19 protein-coding genes are annotated in these 20,231 nt (G+C 64.0%); 11 read left to right on the top strand and 8 right to left on the bottom strand.

Annotated elements, in window-relative coordinates; all coding sequences use genetic code 11:
- Positions 1-158 precede the first annotated feature (158 nt).
- Together rnd and F3Y30_RS10465 are read left to right on the top strand one after the other, a co-directional pair.
- A complete protein-coding gene (gene rnd / locus F3Y30_RS10470) occupies positions 159-1,304 on the top strand; it encodes a ribonuclease D (RefSeq protein ID WP_203426563.1) in 1,146 nt (381 codons plus the stop codon).
- 141 nt (positions 1,305-1,445) lie between these two features.
- Positions 1,446-1,946 carry a protein-tyrosine phosphatase family protein gene (locus F3Y30_RS10465; RefSeq protein ID WP_203426401.1) on the top strand — a complete coding sequence of 167 codons (501 nt, stop codon included), beginning with the start codon at positions 1,446-1,448 and terminating at the stop codon, positions 1,944-1,946.
- Between the two features lie 15 nt (positions 1,947-1,961).
- Here the strand turns inward: F3Y30_RS10465 and F3Y30_RS10460 are convergent, their stop codons facing one another.
- Positions 1,962-2,369: a DUF2000 family protein gene (locus F3Y30_RS10460; RefSeq protein WP_203426400.1), complete on the bottom strand. Its 408-nt coding sequence runs from the start codon at positions 2,367-2,369 to the stop codon at positions 1,962-1,964.
- On the opposite strand from F3Y30_RS10460, the gene F3Y30_RS10455 reads away from it, so the two are divergent.
- Both F3Y30_RS10455 and F3Y30_RS10450 read left to right on the top strand, forming a co-directional pair.
- Positions 2,368-3,300, top strand: coding sequence for an AraC family transcriptional regulator (locus F3Y30_RS10455; protein WP_246752933.1), 933 nt, complete (start codon positions 2,368-2,370; stop codon positions 3,298-3,300). The genes F3Y30_RS10460 and F3Y30_RS10455 overlap by 2 nt on opposite strands.
- Positions 3,301-3,437: 137 nt before the next feature.
- Positions 3,438-4,796 carry an esterase-like activity of phytase family protein gene (locus F3Y30_RS10450; protein WP_203426399.1) on the top strand — a complete coding sequence of 453 codons (1,359 nt, stop codon included), beginning with the start codon at positions 3,438-3,440 and terminating at the stop codon, positions 4,794-4,796.
- 60 nt (positions 4,797-4,856) lie between these two features.
- Here the strand turns inward: F3Y30_RS10450 and ppx are convergent, their stop codons facing one another.
- The 4 genes from ppx to F3Y30_RS10430 all read right to left on the bottom strand — a co-directional run bounded on the left by ppx (position 4,857) and on the right by F3Y30_RS10430 (position 10,499).
- Positions 4,857-6,377: an exopolyphosphatase gene (ppx, locus tag F3Y30_RS10445; RefSeq protein ID WP_203426398.1), complete on the bottom strand. Its 1,521-nt coding sequence runs from the start codon at positions 6,375-6,377 to the stop codon at positions 4,857-4,859.
- 15 nt (positions 6,378-6,392) lie between these two features.
- Positions 6,393-8,606: an RNA degradosome polyphosphate kinase gene (locus tag F3Y30_RS10440; RefSeq protein WP_203426397.1), complete on the bottom strand. Its 2,214-nt coding sequence runs from the start codon at positions 8,604-8,606 to the stop codon at positions 6,393-6,395.
- A gap of 64 nt (positions 8,607-8,670) precedes the next feature.
- Positions 8,671-9,363 (bottom strand): DnaA regulatory inactivator HdaA, encoded by a 693-nt coding sequence (hdaA, locus tag F3Y30_RS10435; RefSeq protein WP_203426396.1) that lies wholly within the window; start codon positions 9,361-9,363, stop codon positions 8,671-8,673.
- Positions 9,364-9,377: 14 nt separating this feature from the next.
- The gene (locus tag F3Y30_RS10430) at positions 9,378-10,499 is read right to left on the bottom strand and encodes an AI-2E family transporter (protein ID WP_203426395.1); all 1,122 of its coding nucleotides are present in this window, start codon (positions 10,497-10,499) and stop codon (positions 9,378-9,380) included.
- Positions 10,500-10,767: 268 nt separating this feature from the next.
- Here F3Y30_RS10430 and purM point away from each other — a divergent pair, with 268 nt between their 5' ends.
- The 3 genes from purM (at position 10,768) to F3Y30_RS10415 (ending at position 13,563) form a co-directional block, all read left to right on the top strand.
- Entirely contained in the window at positions 10,768-11,841 is a 1,074-nt protein-coding gene (gene purM / locus F3Y30_RS10425; protein ID WP_203426394.1) for a phosphoribosylformylglycinamidine cyclo-ligase, read from the top strand.
- Positions 11,838-12,509 (top strand): phosphoribosylglycinamide formyltransferase, encoded by a 672-nt coding sequence (gene purN, locus F3Y30_RS10420; protein ID WP_203426393.1) that lies wholly within the window; start codon positions 11,838-11,840, stop codon positions 12,507-12,509. Before purM ends, purN begins: the two co-directional genes overlap by 4 nt.
- 103 nt (positions 12,510-12,612) lie before the next feature.
- Positions 12,613-13,563: an omptin family outer membrane protease gene (locus tag F3Y30_RS10415; RefSeq protein ID WP_203426392.1), complete on the top strand. Its 951-nt coding sequence runs from the start codon at positions 12,613-12,615 to the stop codon at positions 13,561-13,563.
- A 77-nt stretch (positions 13,564-13,640) separates the two neighbouring features.
- On the opposite strand, the gene F3Y30_RS10410 is transcribed toward F3Y30_RS10415, so the two are convergent.
- Together F3Y30_RS10410 and F3Y30_RS10405 are read right to left on the bottom strand one after the other, a co-directional pair.
- Complete coding sequence (locus tag F3Y30_RS10410) at positions 13,641-14,225, bottom strand: NUDIX domain-containing protein (protein WP_203426391.1); 585 nt, start codon at positions 14,223-14,225, stop codon at positions 13,641-13,643.
- Positions 14,222-16,360 carry a molybdopterin oxidoreductase family protein gene (locus tag F3Y30_RS10405; RefSeq protein ID WP_203426561.1) on the bottom strand — a complete coding sequence of 713 codons (2,139 nt, stop codon included), beginning with the start codon at positions 16,358-16,360 and terminating at the stop codon, positions 14,222-14,224. Before F3Y30_RS10405 ends, F3Y30_RS10410 begins: the two co-directional genes overlap by 4 nt.
- 70 nt (positions 16,361-16,430) lie before the next feature.
- On the opposite strand from F3Y30_RS10405, the gene F3Y30_RS10400 reads away from it, so the two are divergent.
- The 4 genes from F3Y30_RS10400 (at position 16,431) to F3Y30_RS10385 (ending at position 19,222) form a co-directional block, all read left to right on the top strand.
- Positions 16,431-17,294: a 23S rRNA (adenine(2030)-N(6))-methyltransferase RlmJ gene (locus F3Y30_RS10400; RefSeq protein ID WP_203426390.1), complete on the top strand. Its 864-nt coding sequence runs from the start codon at positions 16,431-16,433 to the stop codon at positions 17,292-17,294.
- A gap of 79 nt (positions 17,295-17,373) precedes the next feature.
- On the top strand, positions 17,374-17,763 hold the full coding sequence (locus F3Y30_RS10395; protein ID WP_348649868.1) for a hypothetical protein: 390 nt from the start codon (positions 17,374-17,376) through the stop codon (positions 17,761-17,763).
- On the top strand, positions 17,724-18,521 hold the full coding sequence (locus tag F3Y30_RS10390; protein WP_246752932.1) for a ribonuclease: 798 nt from the start codon (positions 17,724-17,726) through the stop codon (positions 18,519-18,521). Before F3Y30_RS10395 ends, F3Y30_RS10390 begins: the two co-directional genes overlap by 40 nt.
- A gap of 110 nt (positions 18,522-18,631) precedes the next feature.
- Entirely contained in the window at positions 18,632-19,222 is a 591-nt protein-coding gene (locus F3Y30_RS10385) for a glutathione S-transferase (protein WP_203426388.1), read from the top strand.
- A gap of 94 nt (positions 19,223-19,316) precedes the next feature.
- Here F3Y30_RS10385 and F3Y30_RS10380 read toward each other — a convergent pair whose 3' ends face one another.
- Positions 19,317-19,952 carry an outer membrane protein gene (locus F3Y30_RS10380; protein WP_203426387.1) on the bottom strand — a complete coding sequence of 212 codons (636 nt, stop codon included), beginning with the start codon at positions 19,950-19,952 and terminating at the stop codon, positions 19,317-19,319.
- Between the last annotated feature and the right edge of the window lie 279 nt (positions 19,953-20,231).

Genomic DNA, 20,231 nt, shown 5'->3' with positions numbered 1-20,231 from the left:
CGGGCATCGGAACGATTCGGAAATGATCGATATTTTCTGAACCTTTCCTTCCGAGCAGATCCGATATACAGCCTGCGGCACACGCGCTCCGACCGGGTTTTGCCCCCGAAACCATAGCCAACCAGATTGAGACTTCCCGCCCGAGTATATTGATGGACATTATCCAGACGACCGCGGCTCTTGCCGACGCATGCCAGATTCTTGCCAAATCCGACTACCTGACGATCGACACGGAATTCCTGCGCGAGACGACTTTCTGGCCTGAACTGTGCCTCATCCAGATGGCCGGGCCCGACATCGCGGTGCTCGTGGATCCGCTCGCCAAGAACATCGATCTCGCCCCGTTCTTCGAACTGATGGCCAATCCGCAAGTGATCAAGGTCTTCCATGCGGCACGGCAGGATATCGAGATCATCTACAATCGCGGCAATCTCATTCCTCATCCGATCTTCGACACGCAGGTCGCCGCCATGGTCTGCGGTTTCGGCGAGAGCGTCTCCTACGACCAACTCGTGCAGCGGACGAAGGGCGTGCAGATCGACAAGTCCTCGCGCTTCACCGACTGGAGCCGCAGGCCGCTCACGGACAAGCAGCTCGAATATGCGCTGGCAGACGTGACCCACCTTCGCGACGTCTACCAGACGCTGAAGGCCAAGCTGGAAGGCGAAGGACGCTCCCTGTGGCTGACGGAGGAAATGGCGATCCTCGAGTCGGCCGGAACCTATGACATCCACCCGGACGACGCCTGGAAGCGCCTGAAGATGCGGGTGAAGAAACCACAGGAACTTGCTGTTCTCCAAAAGGTCGCCGCCTGGCGCGAGCGTGAGGCGCGCGGCCGCAACGTGCCGCGTTCGCGCATCCTGAAGGACGACACGATCTACGAGATTGCCCAGCAGCAGCCGGCGGATGCCGAAGCGCTGGGACGGCTGCGCACCATTCCCAAGGGCTGGGAGCGCTCGCAGTCCGGAGCGGCGCTTCTGGAGGCGATCAACACGGCACTGGCCGTTCCGAAGACCGATCTGCCGCGCCTGCCCCGCCAGCCGCAACTGCCGGAAGGGGCAGCAGCCGCAAGCGAACTCCTGAAGGTGCTCCTGAAGCTGATATCGGAGCGCGAGGGCGTGGCCGCCAAGATCATCGCCAACAGCGACGACCTGGAAAGGATCGCCGCCGAGGGCGAGAACGCGGACGTTCCGGCGCTTCACGGATGGCGGCGCGAGCTTTTCGGCAATACCGCGCTGAACCTCATAGACGGCAAGGTCGGCCTGCGCTTCGTGAACCGCAAGCTCGAGGCAGTGGAACTTTAACGCGAAGCCCGTGGCATCGAACGCGGCCGGGCTCCGGCGCTGCGTCCTGCGGCGGGCAACGGACGGCCTTACCTCCCGATCGCGGGCATCCTCGCGTTTTCCGGTTCCAGCTCCCTGCAGGAGCGGGTAAAATGCCTGGCCATGGAACCGGTAGAGCCATTCACCATCGCCACGGTGCCGCTTGCGAGCGGCGGACGGATCGGCATCAGCCGGATTCCGGGGCGCTCTGGCGCCTACGACGCGGACCTCAGGACGATCAGGGACTGGGGTGCCGACGTCGTCGTTTCCATGACCGACACGTTCGAGATGGAAGCGCGCGGATGCAGCGATCTCGGGCTCCGGCTCGCTTCCATGGGCATCGGCTGGTTCCATCTGCCGGTCCGTGACCTCGGAGGCCCCTCGGGTTCGAATGCATCGAGCTGGCCGACGATTTCCGACAGCCTGCATGCCCTGCTCGACCGAGGCGGCGCGGTGCTCGTCCACTGCCACGGCGGCCATGGCCGCTCGGGCATGGTGGCCCTGAGGCTGCTCGTCGAACGCGGCGAGGAACCGCAGGCCGCGCTCAGGCGCATAAGGCTGGTGCGCCCCGGCGCGGTGCAGAGCGAAGCGCAGTTTCTCTGGGCGGCATCGGCCACGGGCTAGAGCGACGGATGCCGGTCAGGCATGGAGCCTCGCGCCCTTCGTCACCTTGTCCACGAGCTTGCGGTCCGCGTGGAGCGCGATCCCCACCACTTTCGCCTCGTCCGGTCCAAAGGAGGCGAAGGCTTCGCGGTTGGCCACGTCATGGCCGGTCGAGAACATCTCCTCGATATAGGCGGAGACCTGGACGTCCCGCTCCAGCGCACGGCGATGGATGGCGGCGATCGTGGACGCATCGGCCGAAAGGACAACGATCGGCTGGACGCTCAGCGCGTTGTAGACATTGCCCGCCGCGTCGCGATAGGATTCGCCGATGATCGACGGCTTCTGGCCGGCGACCCCCGTTGCGAGGAAGGCGGTGACGTTGAGTTTCTGCCAGGTCATCAGATCGTCTCGCAGGACAACGGCAAATTTGGTGTCGAACATGCAATGGGTCTCCCGGAAACATGCGGAAAGGATCAAGGCGGATGGCGAGAGCCCGTCCGCTGCCAATGCATTAGCCGGAAGCGATCACGAGGCGATTGAACGTTCTTGCGGCGACGATCCGGACCGGATCCACATGGCGCCGCCTTCCGGCGGGATAGAGCGGATCGAGGCGCGGTTCCACGGCAACGGCTTCGCGCCGCACCGCCACGACACCTATGCGATCGGCATGACGCTTTCCGGGATCCAGACCTTCCGATACCGGGGCGTGTCGCAGTTCAGCCTTCCCGGCAACGTGATCGTGCTCCATCCCGACGAGCTGCACGACGGCGCGGCGGGTACGGATGAAGGTCTCAGCTACCGCATGATGTACATTCCACCGGACCGCCTTCAGGCGGCCCTTCCGCCGCAGTTCGGCGGCCTGCCCTTCGTCTCCGATCCGGTCCTCGACGATCCGGTGCTCGCACGGCTCATTCTCGATGCGCTCGGCGACATCGACCACGAGATCGACCCGATGAAGCTCGACACTCTCGTGGCCGAGCTCGCCGACGGCCTGTTGCGCCATGCGGACGGCGCTCCGGTATCTTCGGCGCCGGGCCGTCCGGCGCGTGCCGCCGTGTCGCGAGCGGCCGACTTCCTGCGCGACAACCTCGAACGCGGGCTCACGTCGGACGATCTGGAAGAGGTGACCGGGCTCGACCGCTTCACCCTGTCACGCCAGTTCCGCCGCCTGCTCGGGACGAGCCCGCACCGCTATCTCGTCATGCGGCGGCTGGACAGGGCGCGCTCGATCATCGCCCGCGGCGACAGCATCGCCGAGGCCGCCTATGCGAGTGGGTTTGCCGACCAGGCGCACCTCACTCGGCACTTCAAGAGGGCGCACGGCATGACGCCGGGCCGGTTTGCGACGCTCGTCGCCGCCTCCCGCGCCTGACGCGAAGGCCACGACCGGCCGGCACCGCACGAGGCGGGCGTCATCAAAGCTTCATTGCACCGTCAAGCAATCATCACCTCAACGTCACACGGACCGCCTACCGGGGAGCGTCCCAACTCCAACCCATGGTGACCAACATGACGAGACAACTGCTTGCCTCCGTGGCCCTGACGCTTCTGATGACCGCCCCGGCAGCGGCCGAAGAAAAGGTGTTCCCGGCAACGCTCAAGGCGCACGCGATCCTTCCGGCCAACACGATCATCGCGGCTCCGGCCGACGCCGCCGAATACCTCAAGACCTCGGGCAAGTTCTCCACCGCCGACCGCAAGCGCGCCGACGGGCTCGCAAGCGTGCCGGGCAAGGACGGCGTTCGCCCGACGGGCCTCTCGCTGCCCTTCGACGGCCAGCCGATGCAGGGCTTCTCCGGCATCAAGGCGATGGACGACGGCAGCTTCTGGACGCTCTCGGACAACGGCTTCGGCAACAAGCTGAACTCCACCGACGCCATGCTGATGATCCACCATGTCAAGTTCGACTGGGACAACGGCAAGCTCGAGCCGATCAAGACGGTCTTCCTCTCCGATCCCGACCGGAAGGCCCCCTTCCCGATCGTCATGGAAGGTGCTGACAAGCGCTACCTGACCGGCGGCGACTTCGACGTCGAATCGATCCAGCCCGTTGCGGACGGCTTCTGGATCGGCGAGGAGTTCGGCCCCTACCTCCTGAAGTTCGACAGCGAGGGCAGGCTGACAGACGCCGTCGCCACCGAGGTCGAGGGCAAGCCGGTGCTTTCGCCCGACAATCCGACGCTCGCCGTGCAGGCGGACCCTTCGAAGAAGATGCCGGCCTTCAACCTGAAGCGCTCGGGCGGCTATGAGGGCCTTGCCATGTCGAAGGACGGAAGCAAGCTCTACGGCCTGCTCGAGGGACCGCTCTGGGTCGACAACGAATCGGTCGAGCAGGCGGAAGGTCGTCCGGCGTTGCGCATCGTTGAGTTCGACGTCGCCAGCAAGGCTTGGACCGGCCGCAGCTGGCTCTATCCGCTGGCCGAGGGCGGCGAGGCAATCGGCGATTTCAACATGCTGGACGAGACCACGGCGCTGGTGATCGAGCGCGACAACGGCGCCGGAACCGTCGACAAGGCCTGCGCCGACCCCAAGGATCCGAAGGTCGACTGCTTCGCCGTCGGCTCGAAGGTCAAGCGCATCTACAAAATCGCGATGGATGACGGGAACGTCGGCAAGGCCGTACGCAAGATCGGCTACATCGACCTCCTGAAGATCGCCGATCCGGAAAACCGCAAGCGCCAGGGCGGTGGCGAAGGCTTCTACGACATGCCTTTCCTCACCATCGAGAACGTCGACCGCGTGGACGAGACGCACATCATCGTAGGCAACGACAACAACCTGCCCTTCTCGGCCGGCCGTTCGATCGACAAGGCAGACGACAATGAGTTCGTGCTGCTCGAGGTCGGCGACTTCCTCAAGGCGGAGTAAGCATCACGACGGGCGGGCGCGTCGATGATCGGCGCGCCCGTTTGCGTAAGTGCGAGGTGTCTATTCGTAGCGGAAAGCGAGGCGATTGCCGGTCAGGCGCGCCAGTTGCTGCAGGCGACCCTCCAGCCTTTCGCCCGCAAGCTCCGCATATTCCGAGGGAACGACGAACTCGAGATCGAGTTCGGGGCTCTTCGACTTGCGGAAGCTGAGGTGCCTGACGATGCCAGGCATCGACGCGGAAAACAGATAGACGATGCGCAGCATTCCGCCGAGAAGCTTGGCGAGCTCCAGCAGGCGCGGCGTGGCGATGGTCGCGAGCGACCCGGTCGCCGCATCGTCGTAGAGACCTTCGAACCGGTAGTAGTTGGCAAGCGCGATATAGGCACGGCCCGGATGAGAAATCCCGGCGAAGGTGCTGTGCGCGATGATGTTCAGCGCCTGCAGGCCGCGGTAGTCCGGATGGGCGCGCCAGCTGATGTCGGCGAGCAGGCAGGCTGCCTGGCGATAGCGGCTTTCTTCCTCGGTCTCCACGATATCGAAGACGGGCATCATGCGGCCGGTCCATTCGGCGAGTTCGCGCGCATGCTCCGGAGAACGGGCGCGCAGGATCGCCAGCTCGCGGGCGGCCGACAGCAGCGGGTCCTGCAGCTTCTCGGATTCAGGAAGAAGCGAATAGAGGAAGCCCTCGCGCACTCCGAGAGAGGAAAAGGAAACCTTCGACGGCTTCATGAGCGCGATCGTTTCCTGCATGGCGACCGCGCCATAGGGCAGCAACGTGCGGCGAAGCTTGGAGATCGCGCCATAGGCGGGATCCTTCGAGCCCTTTGCGGTCACGATATCCGTGAGGAAATCCATGGCTTCGGCAAAGTCGATCTCGTAGCCCTGCATCATGTGCAGGGGATAGTTGCGCACTTCCATGTGCAGCTTGGCGATGGAGCGCCAGGTGCCGCCGACCGCGTAGAAGGTGCGCCCCGCGGCTGATTTGAGGAGGGTCGCGTTTTTCAGGTGCTTGCGGGCGACGGTCCGGGCTTGCGCCACCGAACCCATGGCCGCTTCGGAAAGGCGGATGCCTCCGAGCGGAAGCGTGATGCCGTTGCCGATCGCCCGGCCGCGCACATCAACGAGCTCGAGCGACCCGCCGCCGAGATCTCCGACGATCCCGTCCGGATCGTGGAAGCCGCTGACGATGCCGAGCGCGGAGAAATAGGCCTCCTCCTCGCCCGACAGGACGCGGATGCGGCGACCGAGGATCATCTCTGCACTGTGGATGAAGTCGGCGCCGTTTTCAGCTTCGCGCGCGGCGGCGGTGGCGAGGATATACATGGTCTGGGCCCTCGCCTGGGCCGACAGCGCCTTGAAACGGTGGAGAGCCGCGAGCGCGCGCGCCACGCCCTCCTCGTCCATGCGTCCGGTCTTGGCGAGCCCCTTACCGAGCCCGCACATCACCTTTTCGTTGAAGAGGACGGCTGGCGACCGGTTGAGACCCTCGTAAACGACCAAGCGAATCGAGTTCGATCCGATATCCACCACAGAGACCGGGGCAACTCCAGGCAAACGCCCCTGGGCTTCGGATTCAACCATGCACGTCCAGTTTTTTTACTTTTTCCGGCGGCTTTGCCAGCCTGCGATCGTCTTCGGCGCACTGGACTTCAACGACTCTCCTCGCCCCGAAAGGCTCGGATTGGTCATGAAATAATGCTGTGCATTGAACGGCTCGGCGCCATGCGGAACTTCCATGCGCCGCGACGTGCCGTCCTCCAGGATCTCGTAGCTCTGCTGGTTGTCGATGAGATTGCCCAGCATAATCTGCGAAAGTACCTGTTCATGCACAGTCCGGTTGATCAGAGGCACAAGTGTCTCGACCCGCCGGTCCAGATTGCGCGGCATCATGTCCGCGGACCCTATATAGACGAGCGCCTTCTCCGATGGAAGCCCATGGCCGTTTCCGAAACAGAAGATGCGAGAGTGCTCCAGGAAGCGCCCGACGATCGACTTGACCCGGATGTTTTCCGAAAGCCCCGGAACCTGCGGGCGCAGGCAGCAGATGCCGCGCACCACGAGATCGACCTCCACGCCCGCCTGGCTCGCCCGGTAGAGGCTGTCGATGATCTCGGGATCCACAAGCGAGTTCATCTTCATCCAGATCGCAGCCGGCGATCCGTTCCTGGCGTGCTCGATTTCCTCGTTGATGTGCTTGAGGATCCTGGGGCGGAGCGTATGCGGCGAGACCGCAAGCTTCATGCCGGCTTCCGGTTCGCCGTAGCCGGTGATGAAGTTGAAGATGTTCGCCATGTCATGGGCGATGGTCGGGTTGCACGTGAAGAAGGACAGGTCGGTGTAGATCTTCGCGGTGACCGGATGGTAGTTGCCGGTGCCGAGGTGGCAGTAGCTCCTGAGCTTGCCTTCCTCGCGGCGCACGACGAGCGACATCTTGGCATGCGTCTTCAGTTCGATGAAGCCGAAGACCACCTGCACGCCCGCACGCTCGAGGTCGCGTGCCCAGCGGATGTTGGCTTCCTCGTCGAAACGCGCCTTTAGCTCCACAAGCGCGGTGACCGACTTGCCGGCTTCGGCGGCATCGGCAAGCGCCCGCACGATCGGGCTGTCGTTCGACGTCCGGTAGAGCGTCTGCTTTATCGCGACCACTTCAGGATCGCGCGCAGCCTGGAGCAGAAACTGGACCACCACGTCGAAGGACTCGTAGGGGTGGTGGACGACCATGTCCTTTTCGCGGATGGCCGCGAAGCAGTCGCCTGCGTGCTCGCGGACGCGTTCGGGAAATCGGGCATTGTACGGCTCGAACCTGAGGTCCTCCCGCGGCGCCTTGGTGATTTCGGAGAGGGTGTTGAGCGCAAGCAGCCCCGGCAGGATGGCGACGCGGTTGTCCGGCACGCCGAGTTCCTGGACCACGAAGCGGCGAAGCGACTGCGGCATCTCCGAATCCGTCTCCAGCCGGATCACAGATCCGCGGCGGCGGCGCTTCAGCGCGGTCTCGTAGAAACGCACGAGGTCTTCGGCCTCTTCCTCCACTTCGATATCACTGTCTCGGATGATCCGGAACGTGCCCGACCCCTGGACGGAGTAGCCCGGGAAGAGCTTGTGAATGAACTGGCCGACGAGATCCTCGAGGGTGATGTAGCGGATCGCGCCACCGGAATCGGGCAAGCGCATGAAGCGATCGAGCGCGACGGGGAGGCGCAGGAGAGCAGTCATCGGCTCGTGCGTGTGGATATTCTCCAGCTGCAGGCCGATCGAGAAGCCGAGATTGGGAATGAACGGGAACGGATGGGCTGGATCGATCGACAGCGGCGTGAGGACGGGGAAGATCGAATCCTCGAATGCCTGCGCCAGCCAGGCCCTGTCCTCGCCGGAAAGCGCAGAGGGACGGACGATCAGAATGTCTTCCTTGGCGAGGTACTGCTGCAGGATGGCGAGCGAGGCCTGCTGCTCCATCTGCAGATTGTCGATCTCCTTCAGGATATCGTCCAGCTGCTCGGCCGAGGTCTTGCCGTCGGGGCTCTTGATGGCGATGCCCTGACGCACCTGCCCTTCGAGGCCGGCGACGCGCACCATGAAGAATTCATCGAGGTTGGCCGCCGAGATCGAGAGGAAGCGGACGCGCTCCAAGAGCGGATGCGCCGTGTTCAGCGTCTCCTCGAGGACGCGGCGATTGAACTGGAGCCATGAGAACTCGCGGTTGATAAACCGCTCTGGGCTCTGCATCAGCGCTTCGATGTCGGGGAGTTCTGGACCTGCCGGCACCTCCACCGTCGAGATGGTTGCCGCTATGTCCGAAGTCGCTGTATCCATTTTTCTTTCCGCCCGTCTAGACTCTCTCACCTCGTAGCCCAGTTTGACGACGGAACTGTGACAGTCAATCCTCGGAATCGGGATTGACCATGGCGCCCAGCACCTCCTGCGCGAGTCCCCGGGTGAGCCGGCTGCCGCGGGCGAGCGCCAACCGGTCCAGACGGTCGACGAGGGTCTGGGCCGCCTCGTGGGACCGCTCCATCCGCGCGACCATGTAGGCGACGAGCCTGTCGTCGACGAAAAGCTGCCGGTCGGCAAAGAGCTTCACGATGACCTGCGCCAGCAGTTCGTCGTCCGGCTCGCCGATCTCGACGGTCGTCGCCGCCTTCAGGCGCGAGCGCAGATCGGGAAGTTCGACGGGCCAGGACATGGGCCACAGACGCGCCGTCACGAGCAGCGACGTGCCGTTTTGCCGGACATTGTTGATGACGTGGAAAAGGGTGCGGTCGTCGAAGCCGTTGCGGTCGGCATCCTCCAGGATCACCGGGCCGGCGGCGGCGGCGTTCTCCGAGCCGGTGCCGGGCATGGCGTCGATCGCCACCGCCCCGCTCCTCTGGCTCCAGATCGAGGCGAGGTGCGATTTTCCCGATCCCGCGGGACCGGCAAGGATCACCACGGGCGACGGCCAGTTCGGCCAGGCATCGACGATGGCGACGGCAGCGTTGAGCGGGTCGGCGACCATCAGGTCGTCGCGACCGGTCGAGGCCTCATGACCGAACACGAGCGGCAACTGTTCTGCGGCTTTGCGCTGCGTCATGACTCTACTCGGTTCTACTTTACCTGCTTGGGCTTACGCTCGATGGAAGGCGGCGTGTTTGCGCCGTGATAGAGATCGCTGTCAAGGTACCGCCCAAGCCCGTAGCGGACAAGAACGCCCACCGCTGCGGCTGCCGGCACTGCAACCAGCAGGCCGACGAAGCCGAAGAGCGCGCCGAAGGCGAAAAGGGCGAACATGAGCCAGACCGGGTGAAGGCCAACCTGCGAGCCGACGAGCTTCGGCTGCAAGATGTTTCCCTCGAAGAACTGGCCGGCGAAGAAGACGCTGGCGACCAGGATGATGTGGAAATAGTCGGGCCAGAACTGGACGAGCGCCACGCCGACAGAGAGCACAAGCCCCACCATCGAGCCAACATAGGGGACGAAGCTGATCATGCCCGCGAAGAGGCCGATCAGAAGCCCGAAGTTCAGGCCGGCGAAGGAGAGGCCGATGCCGTAGAACAGGCCGAGAATGATGCAGATGGAGCCCTGCCCGCGCACGAACCCGGCAATCGCCGTGTTCATTTCCGTGGCGATCTGGCGGACGTCGGTGACATAGTCACGGGGTACCCAGCTATCGACCTTGTTGATCATACGGTCCCAGTCGAGAAGCAGATAGAACGCAACGACCGGGGTCACGACGAGGAGCGAGGCTATGTCGACCAGCGCCATGCCGGAGTTCCAGAGCTGCTTGAAGATAGCCCCCATGAAGCCGGCGCCTTCCGCAAGGACGGCAGAGAAACTCTGCTTGATCGTGCCCATCTGGCTGCTGATCCACGAGGGAAGCAGATCCGGGTTGAAGCTCGTGACCAGTTCCTGCAGCTGGCTGACATAGCCCGGGAATTTCGCGAAGAAATCCGAAGCCTGGGTCATCAAGAGCGGGATGATGATCATGAGCGACAGCGCGAAGATGATGATGAAGGCAATCAGGATCACGACCGTCGCCATGGTGCGGCTGAGGCCCAGCCTTTCGAGGCGGTCGGCGACCGGATCGAGGAAGTAGGCGAGCGCCATGCCGGCGATGAAGGGCAGCAGGATCGAACTGAAGATCATCAGGAAGGCGATGAAGCCGGCAAGCGCGATCAGCCAGAAGATGACCTGCCTCTTCAACCCGGCGCCGCTCACATGGCTTGCCATCCGCTTCATCCCGCCTGTTCGAGTATTTCAACGGACGCCGGATCGACCCGTAGCACGCCCTCGTTACAGCAGGAGATAGGACGCTGCAGCAATCCCGGTCAAGGCCGGCAGTCGCGGGCGAGCCGGGCTTCGGGTAAAACGGTGAAAAAAAGCCCACGAAACCGGCATTATGCTTGCACTTCGGTGTCCAGCGTGCCAATCGGGCCTTGAAACGCCCGGCCGCGATATCGGACGTTTTTCACAGCCTGAAGCCATCGGAGAACCGAGCATGAGCCAGTCGGGAAAAAACGGTCTGACCTATAGCGACGCGGGCGTCGACATCGACGCCGGCAACCTGCTCGTCGAGAAGATCAAGCCCGCGGTGCGGTCCACCCGCCGTCCGGGCGCTGACGGCGAGATCGGCGGCTTCGGCGGCCTGTTCGACCTCAAGGCGGCAGGCTTCACCGATCCGGTGCTCGTCGCTGCGAACGACGGCGTCGGCACCAAGCTCAAGATCGCCATCGACGCGGACAAGCACGACACTGTTGGCATCGACCTCGTGGCGATGTGCGTGAACGACCTCGTGGTGCAGGGCGCCGAACCGCTCTTCTTCCTCGACTACTTCGCGACCGGTAAGCTCGATCCGGACCAGGGCGCGGCGATCGTCGGCGGGATCGCGGAAGGCTGCCGGCAGGCGGGCTGCGCGCTGATCGGCGGCGAGACCGCGGAAATGCCGGGCATGTATTCGGACGGCGACTACGACCTCGCGGGCTTCGCGGTGGGCGCTGCCGAACGCGGCAGACTGCTTCCCTCCGGCGACATCGCCGAAGGTGACGTGATCCTGGCGCTCGCATCCTCCGGCGTCCACTCCAACGGCTATTCGCTGGTGCGCAAGATCGTGGCGCTCTCCGGCCTCGCCTGGGATGCGCCTGCACCCTTCGCCGAAGGCGCGACGCTCGCCGAGGCGCTGATGACGCCGACCAAGATCTACGTGAAGCCGCTCCTGAAGGCGATCCGCGAGACCGGCGCGATCAAGGCGCTCGCCCACATCACCGGCGGCGGGTTCCCCGAGAACATTCCGCGCGTGCTGCCGAAGCACCTTGCGGCAGAGATCGACCTTGCCGCCGTGAAGGCGCCGGCCGTCTTCTCCTGGCTCGCCAAGACCGGCGGCGTCGAGGCGCGCGAGATGCTGCGCACCTTCAACTGCGGCGTCGGTATGATCGCGGTGGTACCGGCATCGGAGGCCGCGCGCGTCTCCGCCGTGCTCGAAGCGGAAGGCGAGACCGTCTTCACGCTCGGGCGCATGGTCGGCCGCGCCGAAGGCGATCCGGGCACGGTCTACAAGGGCGCCCTCGCCCTATGACGTCGACGCCATCAGCAAGAAAGCGCGTCGTCGCCTTCATTTCCGGCGGCGGCTCCAACATGCTGACGCTCGCCAGGGCCTGCGCGGGCCAGGACTTTCCGGCCGAGATGGTGGCGGTCATATCCGACAAGGCCGACGCTCCGGGCCTCGCCAAGGCGGAAGCACTCGGGATTGCGACGTTTTCCTTCGTTCGCAAGGACTATGCCTCCAAGGAGGCCCACGAGGAGGCGATCCGGGCGGAACTCGATCGGCTGAGCCCGGACGTGATCTGTCTCGCGGGCTACATGCGGCTCCTCTCCGGCGAATTCATCGCCCGCTACGAGGGCCGGATCCTCAACATCCACCCTTCCCTGCTGCCGCTCTTTCCGGGCCTCCACACCCATCAGCGGGCAATCGACGCCGGCGTGCGGATCGCCGGATGCACCGTGCACTTCGTGACCGAGGGCATGGACGAGGGGCCGGTCCTGGCGCAGGCCGCCGTTCCGGTTCTTGCGACGGATACCGCCGAGACGCTCGCCGCACGCGTGCTGACCGTGGAACACCAGATCTACCCGCAGGCGCTGCGCCTGTTTTCGGAAGGGACGGTGCGGATGGAGGGCGGTCGCGCGGTCGTCGCCGACGGCTCCGCCACCGAGAACGCACGCTTCCTGATCTCCACCGGGCTCTGATCCCGCGCATCCGCAAAAGGCTGGGGACCAGCGGTTGCGTCAGCTTGCGGCCAAGTTCGGCTGATATAAAGTTGCCGTCATCGCTACGGAGGCGGCTCCATCCATGCGGCATACGGTTCGGACAATCGCTCTCTTTTCCCTGATTGCGTCGGCGCCGCAAGGCCAGGCGGCCGAGCTGATCACCCAATCGCTCGACGGGTCGATTTCCCTTTCCGGTTCCGCAGGCCTCATGACCATCGAGGCGAACGAGCTCGTCTATGACGGCGGCCAGCGCATCAGCCGGCTGGTCTGGGAAAGCGATGCGGTGGGCCTCGTCAACGGCACGCTCGACATGGAGCTCCAGAACTCCTGGAAGGCGCGGTTCTCGGCCTCCGGCGGCTTCGGCGGCGACAGCGACATGACGGACTACGACTGGATCGCTCCTTTCAGCACCGGCGAGGGCATGGATGACTGGAGCGACCGATCCAGACATCCGGATACCAAGCTCGACCACTACTACCGTCTCGAGGCCGAGCTCAGCCGCACCATGTTCGAGGACGCCTACAGCACCCTCGGCCTCGGCGGCGGGCTGCGCTACACCGACGTCAAATGGTCCGCCTACGGTGGGTCCTTCATCTACAGCGACGCCGGTTTCCGCGACTTCCGCGGGCGTTTTCCCGACGACGAACGGGGCATCAGCTATCGCCAGCAGTTCCCGGTCGCCTATGCTGCCCTCAACGCCACGCATGTGACGGGCGACTGGCGGCTGGCGGGCGCGCTTCAGGGTGGCCTTACCGTCGGCGCGCGTGACACGGACGACCATTGGATGCGGGCGTTGCGCTTCGAGGACCGCCTCGATACGGCGCCGGTCATCTCGGCCAATGTCGAGGTGGGTTACCAGATCATGCCGAACGCCACCTTCTACCTGGGTGCGGGGCTGGAAAAGATCTTCGAGGCACGCGGAGACACGACGATGGTCGACACGACAAGCGGCGCCTCGCAGACCTTCGCGGATTCCGCGGGTGGCGATTTCAGCGCCATGTCGCTTTCCATGGGCGTAAAGGGACGGTTCTGACCCGATCCGTGCAAATGGAGTCGATTCAGATAATTATCACAATTTTCTAATGTACAGCTTGAACGTGGATCGTGCGATCAGCGGCGCTGCATGAGCGCCCACTGGATCAACATGATGGTCTTGCCGTCGCAGATCTCGCCGCTTTTGACCATCCGCGCCGCCTCGTCGAGGCCAATCTCGACCACTTCGATATCCTCGTGCTCGCCGTCGGCACCGCCACCCTTCCCGACCTTGCGGGTCGCGTCGATTTCGGCGGCGAAGAAGTGGACGATCTCGGTTACCGCACCGGGGCTCATGAAGCACTGGAAGAGCGGTGTCGCCTCGCCGATCTCGTAGCCGGTCTCCTCCATCACCTCGCGGCGGATCGCCTCAGCCGGGTTTTCGCCGTCGAGCAGGCCCGCGGGCGTTTCGAGAAGCCAGCCAGAGTGGCCGTTGAGATGGGCCGGCATGCGGAACTGGCGCACGAGGACGATGCTGTCGCGACGTGGATCGTGGAGAAGGATCGTGGCCCCGTCGCCGCGATCGTAGACCTCGCGCTTCAGGCGCGTGGTATGGCCGTCCGAACCCGTGTAGTTGAACGTGACGTTGCGCAGGTGATACCAGTTCTTCGACAGCGTCTCGTCCTTGACGATGTCGATCTTCGCCTTTTCGAATTTCGTCACGCTGCGTCTCTCTTAAGCCAGACGCGATTGTCGTGGAAAGCCGCGCCGCCATAGGGAGCGACGGGATCGGCGCCGGTCAGCACGTTGATGCCCTCGCCGTCGAGGTGGGCGTCGTTCGGCCACAGGCCTTCGGCGATCAGCACGCCTTCCTTGCAGCCTTCGCTTACCTTTGCATGGAGACGTATCTCGCCGCGCGGATTGCCGAGGACGACGACATCACCGTCGGCAATGCCGCTGGCTGCGGCGTCCGCCGGATGGATCATCACCTCCGGCCGCCCTTCCCTGTCACGCGATCCCTTGGTCTCGGTAAAGGTCGAATTGAGGAAGGTTCGCGCAGGCGACGTGGCAAGACGGAACGGATGGTCGGCGTCGGCGACCTCGACCGTCTCGACATAGTCGGGGAAGCGGGGAAGCGCCTCGTGCGGACCGAGGAGACCGACGGACTTCGGCGGCCGGTTGGGCGCCGCCGTTCCGGTCCAGTCCGGCCGGAAGCGGAATCTGCCATCCGCAAAGCCGAAGCCGCCGATGAAATGCGCCGTGTCGAAATCCGGCTGGCAATCGATCCACTTCTCCTCGGCCAACCCATCGAAATCGATGTCGTAGTGCGGCAGCATCCGCGTGATGTGCTCGCGTTCCGAAAGGCCGAAGCCCGGGCGGTCTGACACGCCGAGGCGCTTTGCCAGTTCCTCGATGACGAAGAGATTGGTGAGCACGGTCGATGGCGGCTCGACGAGCTTCGGCCCGAGCAGGATGTGCTGGTGCCCGCCGCCGCGGTAGAGATCGTCATGTTCGACGAACATGGTCGCGGGGATGACGATGTCGGCGAGCTTGGCCGTATCGGTCATGAACTGTTCGTGGACGGCGACGAAGAGATCGTCGCGCAGGAAACCCTTCTTCACCAGTCGCTGCTCCGGGGCGATATTCACCGGATTGGTGTTCTGGATCAGCAGCGCCGACACCGGACCGCGGTGGCGCAGCGCCACTGCGTCGCCGGTGAGCACGCGGCCGATCTGGCTCTGATCGAGTTGGCGGATGTTCGGATCGGCGAGGTCGAGGCCCATGAGCTCGTGCTTCTCGAGCCGGTAGATCCCGCCGTTGTTGTGGAAGGCGCCGCCGCCTTCATACTGCCACGAGCCGAGGACGGTCGAAATAGACAGTGCCGCATGCATCGAGGCGCTGCCGTTGCGGCTGCGCGTGAAGCCGTAGCCGAGGCGGAAGAAGGTTTTCCTCGTCTGGCCAACGAGGCGGGCGAAGGCCTCGATCTCGTCGACGGACAAGCCGGTGATCGCAGCCGCCCACGCCGGATCGCGGCTGGCGAGGTGCGCTTCGAGGCCGGCCGGATCGTCGGCATACTTTTCCATGTAGGCGCGGTCGGCGTAGCCGTCGCGGAAGGCGACGTGCATGACGGCGCAGGCGAGTGCCGCGTCCGTACCCGGCTTCAGCTTCAGCGCGACGTCCGCCTGCTTCATCGTCGGGTTGTCGTAGATGTCGATGACGACGATCTTCGCACCGCGGTCCTTGCGGGCCTTGACGGCGTGGGTCATCACGTTGACCTGGGTCGACACGGCGTTGGTGCCCCAGATGACGACGCAATCGGACTTCGCCATCTCGCGCGGATCCGGGCCGCGCAGCGCGCCCGTCCCCATGACGTAGCCGGTCCATGCGGTGTTGGTGCAGATCGAATCGAAGAAGCCGGAATAGCGCTTGGCGTGACGCAGGCGATTGATCGAGTCGCGCTGGACCTGGCCCATCGTGCCTGCATAGTAGTAAGGCCAGACGCCCTCGCTGCCGTGGGTCTGTTCCGCCTTGACGAAGGCATTGGCGATCTCGTCGAGAGCTTGCTCCCAGGATATCTCCTGCCAGCTCCCCTCGCCTTTCGCACCGACACGGCGAAGCGGCTTCATCAGCCGGTCGGGGTGATAGAGGCGCTCGGCATAGCGAGCGACCTTGGCGCAGATCACGCCTGCGGTGTAGCTATTGTCGGCGCTGCCGCGCACCTTGCCCATCCGCCCGTCAGCGCCGATCTCGATGTCGAGGGCGCAAGCGGAAGGACAGTCGTGCGGACAGACGGAGTGGCGGACGACGGGTTTGCCGAGATTGGGGGTCGCAACGTTCATGGCTTTTGTATAGAGCAGGGAAAGGACTGCCAAAAGGCAATTTTCCATCCCATAGAAACTATTCATCGGCCTATCAACGGAAGCCCCCATGAACTACCGACACATCTATCACGCGGGGAATTTTGCCGATGTGCTGAAGCATGCGGTACTCGCGCGCCTCATTGCCTACATGCAGCAGAAGGACAAGGCCTTCCGGGTCCTCGACACCCATGCAGGGATCGGCCTCTACGACCTTTCGAGCGAGGAAGCGCAGAAGACGGGAGAATGGCGCGACGGCATCGGCCGCCTGCTGACCGCCGAACTTCCCGCAGAGATCGTCCCCCTTCTCGCGCCCTATCTCGACACGGTCCGCAAGCTCAATCCGGAAGGCGGCCTTAAGTTCTATCCCGGCTCGCCGCAGCTCGCGCGCCAGCTTTTTCGCCCGCAGGACCGGCTTTCGGCGATGGAACTCCATCCCGACGACCACGAGACGCTGCGCCGGCTTTTCGACGGCGACTTCCAGAGCCGGATCACCCATCTCGACGGATGGCTGGCGCTCGGCGGCCACCTGCCGCCGAAGGAGAAGCGCGGCATCGTGCTGGTCGATCCTCCCTTCGAAATAGACGGCGAGTTCGAGCGGATGAGTGACGGCCTGGCCAAGGCCTGGCGTCGCTTTCCTGGCGGGGTCTACTGCCTGTGGTATCCGCTGAAGAAGGGCGCGCCGGTCGCCGCGTTTCACAAGGAGCTCAAGGCACTCGGCATTCCGAAGATCCTCTGCGCCGAGCTGTCCGTCAGGAGCGACCGGGATCAAACCGGGCTCTCCGGATCCGGCCTGATCGTGGTTAACCCGCCGTTTACGCTGAAGCAGGAACTCGACGTGCTCCTCCCCTTCCTGAAGACGACGCTGGCCCAAGACCGCTTCGCATCGGCACGCAGTTTCTGGATTGCCGGGGAAGCCAAACCGGAGACTTGACCTCCGGCCCCGCGAGGACGCACTCTCGGCCATGGCAAGAGGGATGATGAGCATGCGTACAGGAATTGCCGCTTTCGCGATGCTGGTCCTCGCCACGCTCGCCGCTGCCACGCCCGCCGGGGCGACGTCGACGTCCGCAGGTAACGTCTGCGCCGATCCCTCGGTGCTCGGCTTCATCACCTCACGGTTCGGCTACAAGGCAGTACACTACCTTCAGAGCGACCTCTCGATCTACGAGATCCGCAGGATGCGCCTTACCCGACAGGAGCCGACAAACGAATACATGTCGAGCGTCGCGCGCGACTACTGCCATGCGAGCGTGACGATGACCGACGGAAGCACGCGCCCGCTTTGGTACCTAATCGAGCACGGCTGGGGCTTTGCCGGGATCGGGAGGAACATCGAGTTCTGCATCGACGGGCTCGACCCGTGGCACGTCTACGGCGCGTACTGCGCGTCGCTGCGCTGATCACCATGCGATCTGTCGCCTCCAAAGTCCGCACACCGGCGAGGCGCGCCCTTGCGATCGCGCTGATGGCGCTTTCGATCCTCGGCTGCAGCGACCAGCAGTCCTCCGGAAACAAGGAGGCAAGTGCGCCGAAGCAACGCGCTGGAGAACCGGGTTCGTCCGAGACCGCACGGGCGGTTCCGCGCGGCAACGGGTTTGACTTCTACGTGCTGTCGCTCTCCTGGTCGCCGACCTGGTGCGCCGAGAACGATGCGGAAGGGCGGAGCGACCAGTGCGGCAGCGGGCGCTATCCCGGCTTCATCGTGCATGGGCTCTGGCCGCAGAACGAGCGCGGATATCCTTCCTTCTGCCCGAGCCGGGAGCCGGACCGCGTGAGCGAGCAACTGGGACGGCGCTACCTCGACATCATTCCGTCGATGGGTCTCATCGGCCATCAGTGGCGCAAGCACGGCAGTTGCTCCGGCCTGAACCAGGCAGAGTACTTCTCCGTGGTGCGCGCGGCGCGTGAGCGCGTGACGATCCCGGACAGCCTGGAAGCGCCCAACAACAGGCGCCCGAAGAGCCCGGCGGAGATCGAGAAAGTGCTGATCGGCGCCAATCCGGGACTTTCGGCGTCGGCGATCGGCGTAACGTGCGAGGGCAACCGTCTCGAGGAACTGCGCATCTGCATGACGCCGGATCTCGAATTCCGGTCGTGCCCGGAGGTGGACCGGGCGAGCTGCCGCCTGAAAAGCGTCACGCAGCCCGCAATGCGCTAAGATCGCGCCTCGACGGGAATCGCTTTTTGCGCAATCGATGCGGGGACGACGGTGCACGGGCGCCGCTCAGGACGCGGTGCCGGACGGCACGCCACGACAGGAACCTTGCGATGAAGATCTTCTATTCCGATGCCTCCCCCTACTCCACGAAGGTGCGGATGGCGGCCCACTATGCCGGCCTCAATGCAGAGCACGTGGCGACCGAGACCAAGACCGACCCGGCGGAACTCATCTCCGCAAACCCGCTCGGCAAGATCCCGACGCTCCTCACCGACGACGGCAAGGCGGTCTACGACAGCCGCGCCATCATGCGCTTTATCGATCGCCAGACCGGGCGGACCCTCTACCCGCGCAATGCCGACAAGCTGACGGAAGTGGAAGTGCTGGAGGCGACCGCCGACGGCATCTGCGACTGCCTGCTGGCGATCGTCTATGAAAAGCGGATGCGCCCGGAGGAATTCGTCTACCAGCCCTGGATCGACCGGCAATGGGCCAAGGCCGAGCGGGCGCTGGATCTCATCGAGGCCAACATGCCCCGGCTCGGAAAGAAGCCGCATGCCGGACATTTCGCGCTTGCCGCGATGCTGCGCTACATCGAGCTCAGATTTGCCGGCCAGTGGCAGAAGCGCCGGCCGAAGCTTGCCCGCTTCCTGACGCGCTTCGAAGCGGTCTTTCCGGACTACGCAAAGTTCAAGGCCTGACCCGCGACGATCCGGAGGCCTTCCCCTCGTACCCCAAAACGAAAATGGCCGGGCGATCGACGCCCGGCCATTTTCTTTCGGCGATTGGCCGATATCAGAACTTCACGCCCATGCCGACGCGAACGCTGTTGTCTTCGAGACCGGAGCGAACCGTGCCCGAGTCGAGGCCGAAGCGCTTGCTCGAGTAGTCGGTGTAGCGGTATTCGACGCGCGCCGTGACGTTGTTGGTCACGAAGGCTTCAGCGCCGACGCCAGCGGTCCAGCCGACCAGCGTGTTGCTGTCGCTCGAGGTCGAGTCCTTCATTTCCGCGTTGGTGGCGGCAACACCGGCGGTGCCATAGAGCAGAACCGGGTTCAGGTCGACACCGACGCGAGCGCGGATCGAGCCGTTGACACCCTGCTCGGCCTTACGGACGTTGTTCTTCGAGTCGATGCCCGAATAGTTCAGGTCGCCTTCACCGCCGTACACGATCTGGCCGCTCTGCAGGTTGTAGCCGCCGTAGACGCCGCCGCCGAAGCCGTTGGCGTCGTTGCCGCTCTGGCGATCAAAGCTGCCCTTCTGCCAGGAAGCCGTACCACCCGCATAGGCACCCGCCCAGTTTGCCGCCGGCTGGGAGAATTCCGCAGCCGGAGCCTGCGGGATCTCGTCGACCGCGTCAGCGGCCTGGACTGCCTGGAAGGCAGCGAAAGTCATAGCGGTGGCCATGAGGGAGGTGATGAGTGTACGCATAGTAGTCTCCTTTACATTCCAATGTCCGTTGCCGAATAGGCACGCCGGAACATCGTTACTCAAATTCAGTCCCGTCGAGATGGGGGTAAATTGAATAAAGATTGAGGAATTCCAAGAGCCAAAATATGAATTTTTTGCGGCGCAGCGATGTCCTAATTGCGATGTTGCTTCACTACAACATGGTATTTATTAACCATAAACGCAGAAATGATTCAAATATACTTAATGTGAAGCTAAATAATACTCCACACTCTCCAGAATTAATTTTTTCGAAAACAT

Origin of the sequence: Sinorhizobium sp. BG8 (assembly GCF_016864555.1) — a bacterium.
Taxonomy (GTDB): Bacteria; Pseudomonadota; Alphaproteobacteria; order Rhizobiales; family Rhizobiaceae; genus BG8.
The sequence above is the reverse complement of the archived record's forward strand: the minus strand, read 5'-3'. Positions and strand labels throughout refer to the sequence as shown.